Below are 18,135 nucleotides of genomic sequence, written 5' to 3'. Positions count from 1 at the left end.
AAAAAGAGTTGATGTAAAAAACACAACACCAAACGAAATGGTGTTGTGTACTTTACATCCACTTTATTTTTGGTTCCGTTTTGTCTTTAATCCGTTTAATATTCGCGCGATGTCGATAGATTACAAACAAAGCTAGAAGTGAAGTCACAATAATTAATCCAGTGTGTTTCATAAAAATCGTGATTATTACAGCAACAACACCAGTTACCATAGACGACAAAGATACGTACTTTGTAATTTTTAATATTAGTAAAAACGTAAACAACATAATAACAAAAAGAAGTGGACTAATTGCTAACAGTACACCACCTGATGTTGCAACGGCTTTTCCACCTTTAAATTTTGCAAACAGTGGATATGTGTGACCGAGTACAGCGAATATCCCGATAATTAATGGGTCAACGTCTGCGGCAAATAAAACAGGTAATCCAGCTGCAAGGGTACCTTTTAGTATATCAGCGATTGTTACGATTAAACCTGCCTTTATACCAAGTACACGAAATGTGTTGGTCCCACCCAAATTACCGCTTCCGTGTTCTCTTATATCGATTCCATATCCTGCTTTACCTACAATTAAGGCAGAGGGGATGGAACCTAGTAAATAAGCGATGACTCCAAAAAGTAAATAACTCATAAGTATAACCCCTTTACGTGTCGGAACTTCTCTTTCTAGTCATATGAAGGAACAACAATAATTAAAATAGCAATTTAAAACTTTTACAAATTAGTGTCACCATAGGTAAGTTTCCTTTATTCTATCATGAAAGCGCATAAATCAGAATATATTTTCAGAAAATCCCCTTTCCTTTTTCAAATGTTGTAGAATAGTGAAAGAAAATGTTGAAGGGGGAGGACATAAAAATGCACATCGAACCAAGGCAACGAACACAATCTAAAAAATCACGCTTTTATATAGTACCATTAATGCTCTTACTTTTTCTATCTTCTGTCGTATTCTGGTTTGTCTATCCATTTCCATCCAATATAAAAACGGATTATTTTCAGTCCCCGGATCCAATTATTTGGAAGGAAGCTGTTTTTGAAGGACAAGCACTTGTTAAAGATGATGAACTTTATTTTCCTTTCTCTTTTGTAACGGAGCACATTGATTCCAACATTGTCTATGATCAGGATTCTACCTCTGTTGTCGTTACGACGAAAGATCGCGTGTATCAAATGCCTACAAATCAGTTAACTTACCAAATGAACCAGGAAGAATACTCGCTTTCCTTCCCAGCATTTGTGGAAGAAGGAAATGCTATTTATGTTTCTACGGAGTGGATGGAGGACATTTATCCTATTCTCATCAAACACTCTAAAGATACTGGTGCGATACATGTTTTAGAGGAAGGGGAAACCTTCGTTAAGGGACAAGCAGTTGAAACGTTTGACGAGGATTTGTTCCGTATTCGTACGAGACCAACGATTACTTCCGCTTATGTTAGTACGTTAGAAACAAACGAAGAAGTAACAATTGTAGAAGAAGACAATCAGTATGTAAAAATAAGACAAGAAAACGGAATTGCTGGATATGTAAAAAAAGAAGTAATCGAATTGAACGGAACAGAACAAATAGAGAAAACGGACAAACGCCAAGTAACCCCTTTTTACCCACCTAAAATGGAATGGCCCATTCATATCACTTGGGATGCGATTTATTCGCCACAAGGTACGCCAAAAACACTAGCAAGCTATGAAGGTGTCCAAATTATTTCTCCTACTTGGTTCCATCTTCAAGATGGGGAAGGAACTATTCGTAGCTATGCATCAAAAGAATATATGAAAGCAGCAGACGAGAAAAATTATCAAGTTTGGGCTTTGTTTTCAAATGATTTTCAGCCGGAGAGAACCCATGAGGCACTTCAAACGTTTGAGACACGTCAAAAAATGATTAATCAATTGGTACATTATGCGTCTATTTATGGCTTTCAGGGCATTAATGTTGATTTTGAAAATGTTTTCCTAGAAGATGGTCCGTTGCTTACACAATTTATGCGTGAGTTAACGCCATTAGCGCATGAAGCAGGATTAGTAGTATCCATCGATATTACGTTCATTTCGAGTAATGAACAGTACTCCATGTTTTTAGAACGCGAGAAACTAGCTACTATTGTCGATTATATGATGGTAATGGCTTATGATGAGCACTGGGCTGCGTCTCCGAAAGCTGGAAGTGTTGCTAGTCTTCCTTGGGTAGAGTCTAACTTAACTAGATTACTAGAAGTCGTTCCACATGATCAATTGTTATTAGGAGTACCTTTGTATACACGACTTTGGACGGAAACAAAGTTAGAGGATGGAACGATTGATGTTACTTCAGAATCGCTAACGATGGATGAAGTAGGTTTATTAATAGAGGAGCATAAGCTAGAGCCAAGATATGATGATAATACTGGGCAGGAGTACGTAGAGTGGTCCGATGAGGAAAAAGATATTACGTATAAAATATGGATCGAAAATAGCCAATCTTTACAAAAACGAATAGAATTAGTACACAAATATCGTCTAGCAGGTTTAGCGAGTTGGAGCGATTATTTTGCTAGTGAGTTAGTTTGGAATGAAATGAATGATTCCTTACGTACGAAAAACGTTCTGCAACAAGAAGAAAACTAAAGCTTTTTCATAGAAAATAGATTGATGAAGGTAATATAGTGGTATGCTAATAGAAGAATGACTTTTATACTGAAATAGGACAACTTATTGGTTTGTTAATTATCAGTCTCAATTTACAAAAGGAGTGGCTATTTCTATGCAAAACCCATCAAATGAAGAAATTAAAAGAATTTTAGACGAATCAAAAACGATTGCTGTTGTCGGATTATCGGACAATCCTGAACGTACCTCTTATCAAGTGTCGAAAGCTATGCAGGATGCAGGCTATAAAATAATTCCAGTTAATCCAACAGTTTCAGAGGTATTAGGTGAAAAAGCTTATGCTTCCTTAACTGATATTGAGGGAAATATCGACATTATTAACGTTTTTCGTCGCTCTGAATTTTTATTAGATGTTGCGAAGGAAGCCGTACAAACAAATGCAAAAATCTTTTGGGCACAGCAAGGATTAACGAATGAAGAAGCGTATAATTACTTGAAAGAACATGATTTTACGGTTTTAATGGATCTATGTATTAAGGTCGCACATGCTGTTATGCGATAGAAAATAAATTTAACGTGCAAAAATCCCTGTTATAGCAGGGATTTTTTCTTGTCTTGTGGAAATGAATATTTGCGTAGATAAAAAAAATAGCTACAATAAATGAAGGATAGCCGTGTCGATTTATCGGTAAATAAAGAGAAATAGAAAAAATTAACTTTAACACATCGGGGTTTTCTTTATATAATAGTGGATAACTGCGGTTTTGAAAGGGGAACGAAAGTTGAGTACACAACATACAGCTTATAATGATGATTCCATCCAAGTGTTAGAAGGTCTAGAAGCGGTTCGGAAAAGACCTGGTATGTATATTGGTAGTACAGATCACCGAGGGTTACATCACCTCGTTTTTGAAATTGTTGATAATGCAGTTGACGAAGCGTTAGCTGGATTTGGAGATAAAATAAAAGTGACCGTACATAAAGACGGTAGTGTATCCGTTACCGACGAAGGTAGAGGGATGCCTACAGGTATGCACAAAATGGGGAAGCCTACGCCGGAAGTTATTTTAACGGTTCTACACGCTGGAGGTAAGTTTGGACAAGGTGGATACAAGACAAGTGGAGGCTTACATGGTGTAGGTGCTTCTGTCGTGAACGCGCTATCAGAATGGCTAGAAGTGACGATTTATCGTGATAAAACGGTTTATCGTCAACGTTTTGAAAATGGCGGAAAACCAGCTACGACACTAGAAAAAATCGGAAACACAAGAAAAACAGGAACGGAAATTCGCTTTAAGCCTGATCCAACGATCTTTTCCACGACTACTTTTCAATTTGAAATATTAGCGGAGCGTTTACGTGAAGCGGCATTTCTTTTAAAAGGATTCCGCATTGAATTAATCGATGAAACGAAGGGTTTGGTTGAGTCATATGAGTATCCGGATGGACTTGAATCTTTTGTATCGTATTTAAACGAAGAAAAAGATACCCTTCATCCAGTCGTATCTTTTGAAGGGGAACAAAATGGGATCGAAGTAGATTTTGCTTTTCAGTTTAACGACGGTTATGCTGAGAGCGTTCTATCGTTTGTAAATAACGTTCGAACGAAAGACGGTGGAACACACGAATCTGGGGCAAGGTCTGCTATTACTCGTATCGTTAATGAACATGCTAGGAAAAATAGCTTGTTAAAAGAGAAGGAAAAGAACTTAGAGGGTAGTGACATCCGAGAGGGATTTACAGCTATCGTATCTGTACGTATTCCAGAGGAACTCCTGCAATTCGAAGGACAAACGAAGGGGAAGCTAGGTACGTCTGAAGCCCGTTCAATTGTAGACTCCGTTGTATCGGAAAAACTCTCTTACTTTTTAGAAGAGAATCCAGATGTTGCATCCATGCTAATTCGTAAAGCAATTAAAGCCCGTGATGCAAGAGAGGCAGCACGTAAAGCGCGCGAAGACGCAAGAAATGGGAAGAAACGTAAAAAGCGTGATGCATTATTAAGTGGAAAATTAACACCTGCACAATCAAAAAATCCTCAGAAAAATGAATTGTATTTAGTGGAGGGTGATTCTGCTGGCGGTTCTGCAAAACAAGGACGTGATAGAAGATTCCAAGCAGTTTTACCGTTAAGAGGAAAAGTTATTAATACAGAGAAAGCAAAAATTTCCGATATATTTAAGAATGAAGAAATTTCTACAATCATTCACACGATTGGAGCGGACGTTGGTGCTGATTTCAATCTAGAGGATGTTAACTATGATAAAGTTATTATCATGACAGATGCGGACACGGACGGTGCCCACATCCAAGTATTGTTGTTGACGTTCTTTTACCGCTACATGCGCCCGTTAATTGAAGGGGGTAAAGTGTATATCGCCCTTCCACCTTTATATAAAGTGTCTAAAGGAAAAGGGAAAAAAGAGCAAATTGAATATGCTTGGGAAGAAGAGGAACTAAGAAAGATAACAAATAGTTGGAAAAATGGGTATACCATTCAACGTTATAAAGGTCTCGGGGAAATGAATGCTGACCAGTTATGGGATACAACGATGAATCCAGAAACACGTACACTTATTCGAGTGACAATAGAAGACTTAGCACGTGCGGAAAGACGTATTACAACGTTAATGGGAGATAAAGTTGAGCCGAGACGTAAATGGATCGAATCTAACGTAGCATTCAGTTTAGACGACGAAAGCAACATTTTAGAAAACAATAAACTTCATACTTAGAGGAGGACGTTCCATTGGTTGATCAGGCAAAATACTTAGATCTACCCTTTGAAGAGGTTATCGGGGATCGATTTGGTCGATATAGTAAATACATTATTCAAGATCGTGCTATTCCAGATGCGAGAGACGGGTTAAAACCAGTTCAACGTAGAATTTTATATGCCATGCATCATGAAAGAAATACACACGATAAGCCGTTCCGTAAATCGGCAAAGACTGTCGGGGTTGTTATTGGTAACTATCACCCACATGGTGATTCTTCTGTATACGAAGCACTCGTTCGTATGAGCCAAACATGGAAGGTACGTAATGTTTTAGTAGAAATGCATGGGAATAACGGTAGTGTAGATGGTGATCCACCAGCCGCTATGCGTTACACGGAAGCAAGACTATCGAGCATTGCATCTGAGTTATTACGAGATATTGAGAGAGACACAGTAGATTTTATTCCTAACTTTGATGACACCGATCATGAACCAGTTGTGTTACCTGCGAAATTTCCAAATTTATTAGTAAATGGTTCTACTGGTATTTCTGCTGGTTATGCGACTGATATACCACCACATAACTTAACAGAGGTTATTGATGCGGTTATTACTAAAATAGACAAACCAAACGCGACGGTTGAAGATTTAATGAAAGATATAAAAGGTCCCGATTTCCCAACAGGTGGAATCATTCAAGGGATTGATGGCATTAAGAAAGCCTATGAAACAGGAAAAGGAAAAATTGTCCTACGTGGTAAAGCCGAAACGGAAGAGTTACGCGGGGGACGAGAGCAAATTGTTATTACCGAGCTGCCTTATGATGTGAATAAAGCAAACCTCGTGAAAAAATTTGACGAATTACGCTTGGACCGTAAAGTGGAAGGAATTGCAGAAGTACGAGATGAGACGGATCGTACAGGATTACGTATTGTCATCGAGTTGAAAAAGGAAGCGGATAGTGCAGGTGTACTAAACTACTTATTTAAAAATACGGATTTACAAGTTTCCTATAATTTCAATATGGTGGCTATTCACAACAAAACACCAAAACTGATGAGCTTAGCTGGATTCCTCGATGCTTATATCGAGCATCAGCGTGAAGTAGTTACCCGTCAATCTCAATATGATTTACGAAAAGCGAAAGATCGTGCGCATATAGTCGAAGGTTTGATAAAGGCCATTTCGATTCTAGATGAAGTGATTGCAACGATCCGTTCGTCTAAAGATAAGCAGGATGCAAAACGACAATTAATGGCCCAATATGATTTTACGGAGCCACAATCTGAAGCAATCGTAACATTGCAATTATACCGATTAACTAATACAGATATTACATCTTTGCAACAAGAAGCGGATGAATTACAAAAGCAAATTGCCGAGCTAGAAAGCATTTTGAATAGTGAGCAAAAACTAATGCAGGTCATTAAAAAAGACCTTCGTAACATTCAAAAAACATATAAAACAAACCGTTTAACAAAAATTGAAGATGAAATTGAAGAACTTAAAATTAATTTGGAAGTAATGGTTGCTAGCGAGGACGTTCTCGTATCCGTAACGAAGGATGGTTATGTGAAGCGAACAAGCTTACGATCGTATGCTGCTTCCAAAGAAGATGATATTACTTTAAAAGATGGGGACTATTTAATTTCTCTAGAAGAAATAAATACGACCGATACATTGCTGTTGTTTACGAACAAAGGAAATTACCTATTTGTGCCTGTCCATGAGCTCCCTGATATACGTTGGAAAGACTTAGGACAACATGTAACAAACTTGGTTCCGATTAACAAAGATGAGAAATTAATAAAAGCCATACCAGTGAGGGAATTTAGCGAGGATCAGTTCTTGTTATTCTTTACGAAAAATGGCATGGTTAAGAAAACAGAGTTAAAACAATACTTGGCACAACGTTATTCGAAGGCATTAGTAGCTATTAACCTAAAAGATGACGATGAAGTTGTTAGTGTACATCAAACTGACGGAAACCAAGAGATATTTGTTGCATCAAATAAAGGGTATGGATTATGGTATCATGAGTCCGAAGTTAACACAGTTGGTCAGCGTGCTGCTGGTGTAAAAGCTATTCAACTGAAAAAAGAAGAATTTGTCGTTAATGGGGAGGTTTTCGATGACCTATCTACTCCATCGATCGTGTTACTAACCCAAAGAGGTGCTTGTAAACGAATGTCCCTATCAGAGTTTGAGCAATCCTCAAGAGCAAAACGTGGTTTAATTATGCTACGTGAATTGAAATCTAAACCACATCGCGTGGCAGGCTTAATTATTGTGAATGATCAAGATTTAGTACAATTCCAAACAGAAGATGGCAATTTACAAGAAGTTTACCCGTTACAGTTAAATAAAAATGATCGGTATAGTAATGGCTCTTATGTTGTGGATACCGATTTAACTGGTGAAGTCGTAAGAGCATGGAAGAAACCAATCTATAGTAAGCCTTTTGCAGAAGAAACGGAAGAATAATAGTAGGAAGCCTGTACCCTGATGTGGTGCAGGCTTTTTTGACGACTTTTACTTTAGGCTCTTTTTACAATGATTGTCGTTATTTTTTTGCATTAGATAGAAACTGCAACGTAACTTTGAAAGAGGCTCGGTGCTATCAGCCGCTTCGGCAGAATACTTCGCTTTCCGCAGCCACGGCCTCAGCCTCCTCGCGGAAAAGGACAGCTGCGGGCTCTTTAGACACGTGCTAGCCCGCAGGAGTCTACGTATTCTGCCTACGCTGATTATGATTCAAGAATAATTATTGACCTTCAAGCCAGTGCATCAGAATTTTTTATCCTTTTGGTTTTCCAAGAGGGAGCAACCTTTGTAAAATAAAGACTGGCTTTTTTCGAGTAACTTCCTTTCCAATCAACTAGTACTAGACCTGATAAAAGTAAGAGAGACATGCATAGCGAAGGAAATACACGTAGACTCCTATGGAACAGCGAAGACGTTGAAACCCTACAACGAGCGTTTTTTGCGAGTGAGGAGGCTCAGCCCGAGCCCTAAGGTGCGCGTAGTGTATTTTCGTAGCGGTCCGGGTAAAAACGAATTAAGTACCGTCGCAGTTTAAATAAAAAAAGCAACAACATTTAGAATTAGCCTTGTTTTAAAACGTTTAGCCTAAACTAGCCATTATTTTCTAAATTTTTTGAAGCATAAAACGCTAAAGAATTAGGAAACTAAGCTAAAAAGGTGATGGAAATGAGCCGTTTTACAGTAGTATTATTCATCTTTGCTTGGTTAATAAGTGCCAATTCCAGTGTCTACGCAAATTCCGTAAATGTTAACGAAACAGAATCGGAATTATCAGAGGCTTTAGGTTTTGCCTTAATACGTAGCTTAACAAAACCAATTAATCAAGCAATTAAAGAAATCTACAAAAATGATAAGAATGCACCCGAGTATCTTTCTTGGGATGCGTTTAGTACGGAAATTTTAAAAATAAAACAATTATACGGAATCGGTGGAGCATATGAAATCACATTAAAAGTAAAACCTTACTATCGAGCCCACAACACTTATGGAGAAGATAGAATTGTGGTTAGTGCGGATGGAGAATTGATACGTTATGAGCATTTAAAAACGTATCCGAAAGAAGAATATAATAGGTGAATGGCTAAGCTTGGGTTAAGATATCACCCAAGCTTATTTTTTGCGAAACATATTTGTTGTGTAATTTTTCAAAAAATTATGATAAGATAAAATTGTTTCACGAGAAAGGATGGGAGTGATTCATGACCGAGCTTAAAGATAAAATAGTAGAAGCGTCTTTATTGTTGTTTGAGGAACATGGATTTCACGGAGTAACAGTGAAAGATATCGTGGAGTATTGTGGTACTTCAAAGGGAGGTTTTTATCACCATTTCCAGTCTAAAGATGAACTGTTATTTGTGATACATGATACCTTCATCACATATGTATTAAATAAAGCAAATGATGCAATCATTACATACACAAAACCAACCCTTCAACTTCATGCGATTATCCAATCATTTGTGAAAGTTTTTGACCTATATAAACCTCACATCTCAGTTTTCTACCAAGAGAGCACCTATTTAAAACCACATTTTGAACAACTCATTAAAAAGAAAAGAGATCAGTTTAAGCAAATTGTTTTTGACGTCGTGGAAGCTGGACAAAAATCAGGGGAGTTTCGCAAAGAGCTACCTGTCGAAATAACAGGTATGTCCATATTAGGAATGGTGAACTGGACGTACAAATGGTATCGAAAAGATGGGGACAAAACGATTGAAGAAATTGCCGATATTTTTACGGATATATTATTACAAGGAATTTTAACAGACGAAGCAAAAAATGTAGCTGAATTTAAAGTGTTAATTTCCTAAAAATTCTTAATAAGGAAAATCTAAAGCGCTTACATTATTTTTGACCAGAACCGACCAACCAGTCGGTCTTGTCTATCTACACTTATTTTAGATAAAAGTATACTAGATTTATCTACTGGATTTTTAAGGAATATCTAAGTCTTAAATGAAATTTTTAAATGAAAAAGGGGGATTTATATGAATTTTGAATTGTCAAAGGAACAAGAAATGACGAGGAAGATGGTCCGCGATTTTGCAGAAGGTGTTATTCAACCACGCACGATTGAAATTGACACGAAGGCTGAATTTCCAGCTGATATTTTTGATCAAATGGGAGAGTTAGGACTAATGGGTATTCCATTTCCGGAACAGTATGGAGGTTCCGACGGAGATACATTAACGTATGCAATTGCAGTAGAAGAAATTGGCCGTATTTGTGGAAGTACTGGTTTGAGCTATGCTGCAGCAGTTTCTTTAGGAGCTTCCCCAATTTATTATTTTGGAACGGAAGAACAAAAACAGAAATTCCTTGTTCCACTTGCAAAAGGTGAAGCTCTTGGTGCATTCGGTTTAACAGAGCCAAATGCCGGATCAGATGCTGGTGGTACGAAAACAACTGCAGTTCTTGATGGTGATGAGTACGTCATAAATGGAGAAAAGTGTTTCATTACGAATGCTAGTTTTGCGAAAACGATTACGGTAACAGCTGTAACAGGAAAAGATGATCGTGGAAAAAATATTATTTCCGCTATTCTTGTACCTACTGACACGAAAGGATTAACCATCACAAGTAACTACGACAAAATGGGTGTAAGAGGTTCCGATACTGCTGAAATTGTTTTAGAGGACGTTCGGGTACCGAAGGAGAATTTATTAGGAGACCCCCAAAAAGGTTTTAAGCAATTTTTGTATACGTTAGATGGAGGCAGAATTTCCATTGCAGCTTTAGGGCTAGGTATCGCACAAGCTTCATTGGAAAAGGCTTTAGCATATGCAAAGGAACGTAAGCAGTTTGGTCAATCCATATCTAAGTTTCAAGCTATTCAGTTTAAGTTAGCTGATATCGCCATGGAAGTAGAGCTTGCTCGGAATATGGTATACAAAGCAGCTTGGTTAAAGGATCAAGAGAAAAATTTCACGAAAGAGGCTGCTTACGCAAAACTATTTGCAACAGAAACTGCTTTCCGTGCAGCAAACCAAGCCATTCAAATCCATGGTGGTTATGGCTACATGCGTGAATATGAAGTGGAGCGTTATCTACGAGATGCAAAGCTATTAGAAATTGGTGAAGGTACGTCTGAAGTACAACGACTCGTTATTGCTAGACAACTAGGTTGCTAAATTGGAGGTGTCAGGTGTGAGTTTTACCAAAATATTAATCGCTAATCGAGGCGAAATTGCCATTCGTGTGATGAAGACGTGTAAGCGCTTAAATGTTAAAACAGTAGCTATTTACTCAGAAGCAGATGAACAGGCTCCTTTTGTAAAAATGGCTGATGAAGCGTATCCAGTTGGTCCATCACGAGTTCAAGAAAGTTATTTAAATATCGAGAAAATTATCGAGATTGCTCAACAAACAAATGTAGATGCTATTCACCCTGGGTATGGTCTTTTAAGCGAAAATGCTGGATTTGCTAAGAGATGCAAGGAAGTAGGTATTACCTTTATTGGTCCAGATTATACTTGTATTGAAAAAATGGGTAGTAAAATCGAGGCGAGAAGAACGATGAAAACTGCCGGTGTACCAGTCATACCAGGCACAGAAGACCCAGTGAAAAACGTGGAAGAAGCGAAAAAAATAGCTAATGAAATTGGCTATCCTGTCATGTTGAAAGCGTCTGCTGGTGGTGGCGGTATCGGAATGCAAGTAGTTTCTGACGACGCACAATTAGAGAAAGCATTTGATGGAAACTCCCAACGAGCGAAAAACTTTTTTGGTGATGGGACAATGTTTTTAGAAAAAGTCATTGAAAATGCCCACCATATTGAAATGCAGTTGCTAGCAGATCATTTTGGAAATACTGTCCATTTATTTGAAAGGGAATGTTCCGTTCAGCGTAGGCATCAAAAAGTTATTGAAGAAGCTCCATCTCCCTTACTGACGGAAAAAACCCGTAAAAATATGGGTGATGCAGCGATTAAAGCTGCGAAAGCGATTAACTATGCGAATGCTGGAACAATTGAGTTTCTAGTCGATGAAGATCAGAATTTCTACTTTTTAGAAATGAATACGAGATTACAAGTCGAGCACCCGATTACCGAGCAAATTACGGGTATCGATTTGGTAGAAAAGCAATTAGAAATTGCATCAGGTAAACAACTCGATATAAAGCAAAGTGACTTATCTATTAAAGGGCATGCAATTGAAGCAAGAATATATGCAGAGGATCCAAAAACTTTTTTCCCATCTCCAGGAAAAATAACAAATCTATCCCTACCTAAAGGAGAACATATTCGACATGAGATAGGAGTAGAAGAAGGATTTACGGTTACGCCATTTTATGATCCAATGATAGCTAAACTAATCATATCAGGTGAAACGAGGGAAGAAGCAATTCAAAAATCAATGGAAGCACTAGAACAATACGTAGTAGAAGGAATAAAAACGAATATTCCTTTACTCTCCTTAGTCTTAAATAGTAAGGCATTTCAAGAGGGGTTAACGAGAACATCATTTATTCGTGACTATATTTATCCGAACGGAAAATAAGACAATTTTTAGGAGGATGTTAAACATGAATCAAGTAGTAGCAAGTATGGCAGGTAGCGTATGGAAAATAGTTGTACAAGAAGGAGAAACAGTTTCTAACGGTCAGGACATTGTTATTTTAGAGTCGATGAAAATGGAAATCCCAATTGCAGCAGAAGTAGACGGGGTTGTAAAGGAACTTAAAGTGAGTGAAGGGGATTTTGTAAACGAAGGCGACGTTATTGCCGTTATTGAATAATGTAGCAAAAAATTCTTCATAAAGGGGAGTATTCGAATGATGGAACTTCCAAAAAAAATAAACGTAAAAGAAGTGGGACCGAGAGATGGGCTTCAAAATGAATCAAGCCGAATTTCGACAGTGGATAAGGTGAATTGGATCAATCGTTTGTCTAATTCTGGCCTTTCCTATATCGAAGTAACCTCTTTTGTTCATCCAAAATGGATTCCTCAATTATCCGATTCCATACAAGTAGCAAAAAGCATCGACAGAAAAGATGGAATCACTTATGCAGCTTTAGTTCCTAATAGAAAAGGTTTAGAAGGTGCTTTGGAAGCAAATATGGATGAAATTTCGGTTTTTATGTCAGCTAGTGAGACACATAATCAAAAAAACATCAATAAATCTATTAACGAAACCTTCCCTGTATTAGAAGAAGTTGTTAAAGTAGCGAAACAAGAAAACAAGACGGTTCGGGGTTATGTGTCGACTGTTTTTGGCTGTCCGTATGAGGGAGAAATAGCGATAGAAGATGTCGTCTATGTTTCCAAACGGTTGTTTGAAATGGGAATTGATGAACTTTCTTTAGGTGACACAATTGGTGTCGCTAATCCAAAGCAAGTGGACCGAGTGTTAAGAGAAATTCGCCATCAATTCCCTGAACAACAAATTGCTCTTCATTTCCATAATACGAGAGGCACAGCCTTAGCAAATTGTTTGGCAGCAATGCAATTAGGATTTACCACTTTTGACGCTTCTTTAGGAGGCCTGGGTGGATGCCCTTATGCACAAGGTGCTTCTGGTAATCTAGCAACCGATGATTTGATTTATATGTTAGATGGTATGGCCATCGAAACAAACGTTCAGCTTGATGCTTTACTCGATGCAGGTAGATTTATACAAGACCGACTCGGTAAACCGCTACCGAGTCATCAAATGCAAATTGATCAAAGAAAAAAGGAGTGATTACACATGAGTACCGTTCAACTAGAGATCATTCACGAGCACATTGGGCTCCTTACGTTGAATCGACCGGAGGCTGCCAATTCCTTTTCACTCCAGCTTTTACACGATCTGAATAATGCTTTAGATGAAGTAGAGAAAAACAATCAAATCCGAGTTCTTATCCTAACAGGAAGTGGAGAAAAGGCATTTTGTGCAGGTGCCGATTTAAAAGAACGCGAAGGCATGACAGAGGAACAAGTCATTGCGACTGTTGGAAAAATAAAAAGTACGACAACTAGAGTAGAACAAATAGCTATTCCGACAATAGCGGCAATTAATGGCGCTGCCTTCGGGGGTGGACTAGAATTGGCTTTAGCTTGTGATATACGTATAGCATGTGACACGGCAAAAATGGGACTTACGGAAACGTCGTTAGGCATTATCCCTGGAGCTGGTGGAACACAACGCTTATCACGTCTGATCGGATTGGGGAAAGCCAAATATTTAATTTTTACAGCAAAACGATTAACAAGCAAAGAAGCAAAAGATATAGGTTTAGTAGAAGAAGTATTGGAAAAGGAAGATTTTTTAGAGAAATCGATTACAATCTCTCTTTCCATTGCACAAAATGGACCAATTGGCATACAACAGGCAAAAAAGGCTATTAATTTAGGCTATGAAACAGACATAACGTCTGGTTTGAAAATAGAAGATCTATGTTATGCAAAAACAATCCCAACAGTAGACAGACGGGAAGGATTATTAGCCTTTAAAGAAAAAAGAAAACCGCAGTATAAAGGAAAATAACCATGAAGGAGTGGAAATATGTCATTAGATGAAAAATTACAGCAAACGATAGAGACAATCGCCAAAGGTGGCGGAGAAAAGTACCATGCCAAAAACAAAGAAAAAGGCAAGATGTTTGTTCGAGAACGTCTAACGATGCTATTTGATAACGACTTAGATATTGAAGATGCTTTTTTTGCAAACTGCATGGATGGGTCTTTACCTGCTGATGGTGTTGTAACGGGGATTGGGAAAATTAACGGACAAAAAGTTTGTGTGATGGCAAATGATTCGACTGTCAAAGCTGGTTCTTGGGGCTTTCGTACTGTTGAAAAAATTATTCGCATTCAAGAAACGGCTCAGAAACTCCAACTACCAATGCTATATTTAGTAGATTCCGCAGGAGCAAGAATTACGGACCAAATCGAAATGTTTCCGAATCGACGAGGTGCCGGAAAGATTTTTTATAACCAAGTAAAAATGTCAGGGCAAGTTCCACAAATTTGTTTACTATTTGGACCATCTGCTGCTGGTGGGGCTTATATCCCAGCCTTTTGTGATGTAGTTGTCATGGTAGATGGCAATGCTTCTATGTATTTGGGTTCTCCTCGTATGGCGGAGAAGGTTATCGGAGAAAAAGTATCACTAGAAGAAATGGGCGGAGCAAAGATGCATTGTTCTGTTTCTGGCTGTGGTGATGTATTGGTCCAAAGTGAAGAGGAAGCTATTATATATGCACAAAAATACTTAACGTACTTTCCAGCAAACTTTAGAGAAAAACCGAAAAAAGTAGAGCCGATAAATCCAAAAGTATTCGATAAGTCTATTTCTGAATTAATTCCTGCTAACCAAAACGCGCCGTTTGATATGTATCAGCTCATTGATCGTTTGATTGATGAAGATTCATTTTGTGAAATTAAACGAGAATTTGCAAAAGAATTAATTACAGGATTAGCGAGAATAAATGGGCAATCTGTTGGGATTATTGCCAATCAGCCTAGGATGAAAGGTGGGGTACTATTCCACGATTCAGCAGATAAAGCAGCAAAATTTATTCAGCTCTGTGATGCGTTCCATATTCCGCTTATTTTCTTAGCGGATATTCCAGGTTTTATGATAGGAACAAAGGTTGAACGTGCCGGAATCATTCGTCATGGTGCGAAAATGATTTCTGCTGTAAGTGAGGCGAGTGTTCCAAAGATTTCCGTAATTGTCCGGAAAGCATATGGAGCAGGGCTATATGCAATGGCAGGCCCAGCATTTGAACCTGACTGCTGTATTGCACTGCCATCCGCGCAAATTGCGGTGATGGGTCCAGAGGCTGCAGTAAATGCGGTCTATGCGAATAAAATTGCGGAACTACCGGAAGAAGAGCGTCCAGCTTTTATCAAACAAAAACAAGAAGAGTATAAGGCAAACATCGATATTTATCGACTAGCATCGGAAATGATTATCGATGATATCGTGCAGCCAGATGATCTACGTGATGTATTAGCTAGAAGACTAGAAGCATACGATACGAAAGATTTAACGTTTACGGAAAGAAAGCATGGGGTTTATCCAGTTTAAAGGGTATAGGCGTTAACCAAAAGGTTAATGCCTATTCTTTTTAGTAGTTTTTCAAAATATTTTTCGGTACTACTAAACGAAAGGATTATGACGTTGTTCACGTTGACGGAGAGCATATCCAATCCTTACAAGTAGATGAATGGAAGATCATGTCCGAAAAGAAAGGATGATTCCTTCCAAAAATAAAAAAAGCTGTTCCAACGTACAACTGCTGGAACAGCTTTTTTTTACTCTACAAAACTAGTTAATTTGCGAATTTCCTCTAAACATTGTGGATTTTCCAGAGCAGAAAGGTCACCACCTTCTTTATTTAAATAAGCTGATTTAATCGCTCTACGCATGACTTTAGCATTCCTCGTTTTAGGTAGGTCACTAACAATATAAAGTTCTTTAGGTGCAATTGCTTTTCCTAATTTCGCAATAGCAAGTTCTGCAATTTCTTCTTTTACCATTGACTGATTTAAGTACTCTTTATTCAAAACGATAAAAGCAACTGGGGTTTCCCCTTTCACTTCGTGTGGTACACCGATTACACCAGCCTCTAACACGTCATCATGCTCGACTAAAATGGATTCAACTTCTGCAGGACCAATTCGCTTTCCTGCAACATTTAGGGTATCATCTGATCGTCCTGTAATGGTAAAGAAACCTTCGTCGTCTTTCAACACCCAATCACCGTGTACCCAAGTATCTTTCCAACGACTCCAGTACGTATTTTCATATCGGTCATTTTCATTATAAAAACCGTTCGTCATTCCTACCCAAGGCTGCTTAATAACAAGCTCGCCAACTTCTTGATCTACTGTCTTTCCTTCTTGATCAAACACATCAACATCCATTCCTGGTAATGCTGCGTTGAAAGTGATAGGGGATATAGGCTTTACTAGTACATTACCAAAAATGCCCCCGGAAATTTCCGTTCCGCCAGAGTAATTAAAAATAGGTACATCTTTTTTACAAACTTTTTCAAATAACCATAACCACGGCTCTGGATTCCATGGTTCTCCTGTAGAACCGATCATTTTTAATGTTGATAAATCACGTTTATTAAACCAATGCTCACCCTTGTTCATAAGAGATCGAATGAGAGTGGGGGATATCCCTAAGTGAGTGACGCGATGATCCTCCACTAAATGCCATATTCTATCAGGTTCTGGATAATCAGGTGTACCTTCAAAAACAACAATTCTAGCACCATTCATAAGGCCACCAAATACGAGGAAGGGGCCCATCATCCAACCCATGTCTGTATACCAGAACAACGTATCCTCTTGTTGCACATCCATACACATACCAGCATCAAAGGCAGATTTGATAGGGAAGCCATTATGTGTATGTAGAGCACCTTTAGGCTTTCCAGTTGTTCCAGACGTATAAATAATCATAAATGGGTCATTCCCATTTGTGTTTTTCGTGTTGTAATCGCTTTCATTTTGTCGAATAATTTTCCAATCTACATCCTTGTCTGCGTTCCATGGTATATTACTTTTCGTCCGGCGCACGACAATAACCTTTTTGACAGAAGGAGAATTAGCTACTGCTTTGTCTGCTTCTTCCTTCAGTAGTACTTCTTTACCACGACGGAAAAAGCCATCTGCTGTTATTAACCATTTAGCCCCAGCCGCATTTAATCGTTTCGCAATAGCATCTGCTTTATAACCGGAAAAAGCAGGGGAGAAGATTGCACCAATTTTGGCAATCGCCAACATTGCAATAACGGTTTCTGGTATCATTGGCATGTAAATGGTGACGACATCTTTTGATTTTACACCTAGTTTTTCTAAGCCATTTGCAGCCTTATTTATTTCTTTATTTAGTTCTGAAAAGGTGTAGCTTATCACATCTCCGTTATCACCTTCCCAAACAAGTGCTTGTTTGTTTGCAGTTGTTGCATTTTCTGCCCACTTATCAACACAATTATATGTAACATTCATTTTTCCATTAACAAACCATTCTGGATATTGAATGCCTTTTGATAAATCAACTGGTTTTGTATAAGGTTCGTTCCATTGAATATCTAATTCTTGAACAGCGTGATCCCAAAACCAACCGATATCTTTAATAGATTTTTGATGAAAGGTATCATAATCCTCGAATCCTAATGACTTCATCCAATTGTATAGACGAGTGGATTCTTTATATTCTTTACTTGGAAACCATACAGCTTTTGACAAATCATAACCTCCTTATAGCCTGTGAAAATTCTGAATTTTCCTCTAGGTTTATTATAGTATAAAGTGAAATAGGATGTAACCGACTT

Annotated in this window: 14 protein-coding genes; 12 read left to right on the top strand and 2 right to left on the bottom strand. The window is 38.1% G+C overall.

Annotation, left to right across the window (positions count from 1 at the left end; all coding sequences use genetic code 11):
- Positions 1-52: 52 nt before the first annotated feature.
- Complete coding sequence (plsY, locus tag HNQ94_RS06060) at positions 53-634, bottom strand: glycerol-3-phosphate 1-O-acyltransferase PlsY (protein ID WP_174495346.1); 582 nt, start codon at positions 632-634, stop codon at positions 53-55.
- Between the two features lie 227 nt (positions 635-861).
- On the opposite strand from plsY, the gene HNQ94_RS06055 reads away from it, so the two are divergent.
- The 12 genes from HNQ94_RS06055 to HNQ94_RS06000 all read left to right on the top strand — a co-directional run bounded on the left by HNQ94_RS06055 (position 862) and on the right by HNQ94_RS06000 (position 15,875).
- Complete coding sequence (locus tag HNQ94_RS06055; RefSeq protein ID WP_174495345.1) at positions 862-2,613, top strand: glycosyl hydrolase family 18 protein; 1,752 nt, start codon at positions 862-864, stop codon at positions 2,611-2,613.
- Between the two features lie 136 nt (positions 2,614-2,749).
- Complete coding sequence (locus HNQ94_RS06050) at positions 2,750-3,157, top strand: CoA-binding protein (protein WP_174495344.1); 408 nt, start codon at positions 2,750-2,752, stop codon at positions 3,155-3,157.
- A gap of 220 nt (positions 3,158-3,377) precedes the next feature.
- Entirely contained in the window at positions 3,378-5,330 is a 1,953-nt protein-coding gene (gene parE / locus HNQ94_RS06045; protein WP_174495343.1) for a DNA topoisomerase IV subunit B, read from the top strand.
- Positions 5,331-5,344: 14 nt separating this feature from the next.
- Positions 5,345-7,798 carry a DNA topoisomerase IV subunit A gene (parC, locus tag HNQ94_RS06040; RefSeq protein ID WP_174495342.1) on the top strand — a complete coding sequence of 818 codons (2,454 nt, stop codon included), beginning with the start codon at positions 5,345-5,347 and terminating at the stop codon, positions 7,796-7,798.
- A gap of 726 nt (positions 7,799-8,524) precedes the next feature.
- On the top strand, positions 8,525-8,935 hold the full coding sequence (locus HNQ94_RS06035) for a DUF3888 domain-containing protein (protein WP_174495341.1): 411 nt from the start codon (positions 8,525-8,527) through the stop codon (positions 8,933-8,935).
- Positions 8,936-9,057: 122 nt separating this feature from the next.
- A complete protein-coding gene (locus HNQ94_RS06030) occupies positions 9,058-9,669 on the top strand; it encodes a TetR/AcrR family transcriptional regulator (protein ID WP_174495340.1) in 612 nt (203 codons plus the stop codon).
- A 177-nt stretch (positions 9,670-9,846) separates the two neighbouring features.
- Positions 9,847-10,989 (top strand): acyl-CoA dehydrogenase family protein, encoded by a 1,143-nt coding sequence (locus tag HNQ94_RS06025; RefSeq protein ID WP_174495339.1) that lies wholly within the window; start codon positions 9,847-9,849, stop codon positions 10,987-10,989.
- Between the two features lie 16 nt (positions 10,990-11,005).
- A complete protein-coding gene (locus tag HNQ94_RS06020) occupies positions 11,006-12,358 on the top strand; it encodes an acetyl-CoA carboxylase biotin carboxylase subunit (protein ID WP_174495338.1) in 1,353 nt (450 codons plus the stop codon).
- Positions 12,359-12,383: 25 nt separating this feature from the next.
- Positions 12,384-12,596 carry an acetyl-CoA carboxylase biotin carboxyl carrier protein subunit gene (locus tag HNQ94_RS06015; protein WP_174495337.1) on the top strand — a complete coding sequence of 71 codons (213 nt, stop codon included), beginning with the start codon at positions 12,384-12,386 and terminating at the stop codon, positions 12,594-12,596.
- A gap of 36 nt (positions 12,597-12,632) precedes the next feature.
- Entirely contained in the window at positions 12,633-13,541 is a 909-nt protein-coding gene (locus HNQ94_RS06010) for a hydroxymethylglutaryl-CoA lyase (RefSeq protein WP_282960550.1), read from the top strand.
- 6 nt (positions 13,542-13,547) lie between these two features.
- The gene (locus HNQ94_RS06005) at positions 13,548-14,327 is read left to right on the top strand and encodes an enoyl-CoA hydratase (protein WP_174495336.1); all 780 of its coding nucleotides are present in this window, start codon (positions 13,548-13,550) and stop codon (positions 14,325-14,327) included.
- An 18-nt stretch (positions 14,328-14,345) separates the two neighbouring features.
- Positions 14,346-15,875: an acyl-CoA carboxylase subunit beta gene (locus HNQ94_RS06000; RefSeq protein WP_174495335.1), complete on the top strand. Its 1,530-nt coding sequence runs from the start codon at positions 14,346-14,348 to the stop codon at positions 15,873-15,875.
- 227 nt (positions 15,876-16,102) lie between these two features.
- On the opposite strand, the gene HNQ94_RS05995 is transcribed toward HNQ94_RS06000, so the two are convergent.
- Positions 16,103-18,049 (bottom strand): AMP-binding protein, encoded by a 1,947-nt coding sequence (locus HNQ94_RS05995; protein WP_246199942.1) that lies wholly within the window; start codon positions 18,047-18,049, stop codon positions 16,103-16,105.
- Positions 18,050-18,135: the final 86 nt, after the last annotated feature.

It is taken from the genome of Salirhabdus euzebyi (assembly GCF_014207435.1).
Lineage (GTDB): Bacteria > Bacillota > Bacilli > Bacillales > Alkalibacillaceae > Salirhabdus > Salirhabdus euzebyi.
This window is presented reverse-complemented; position numbering and strand designations above follow the sequence as displayed.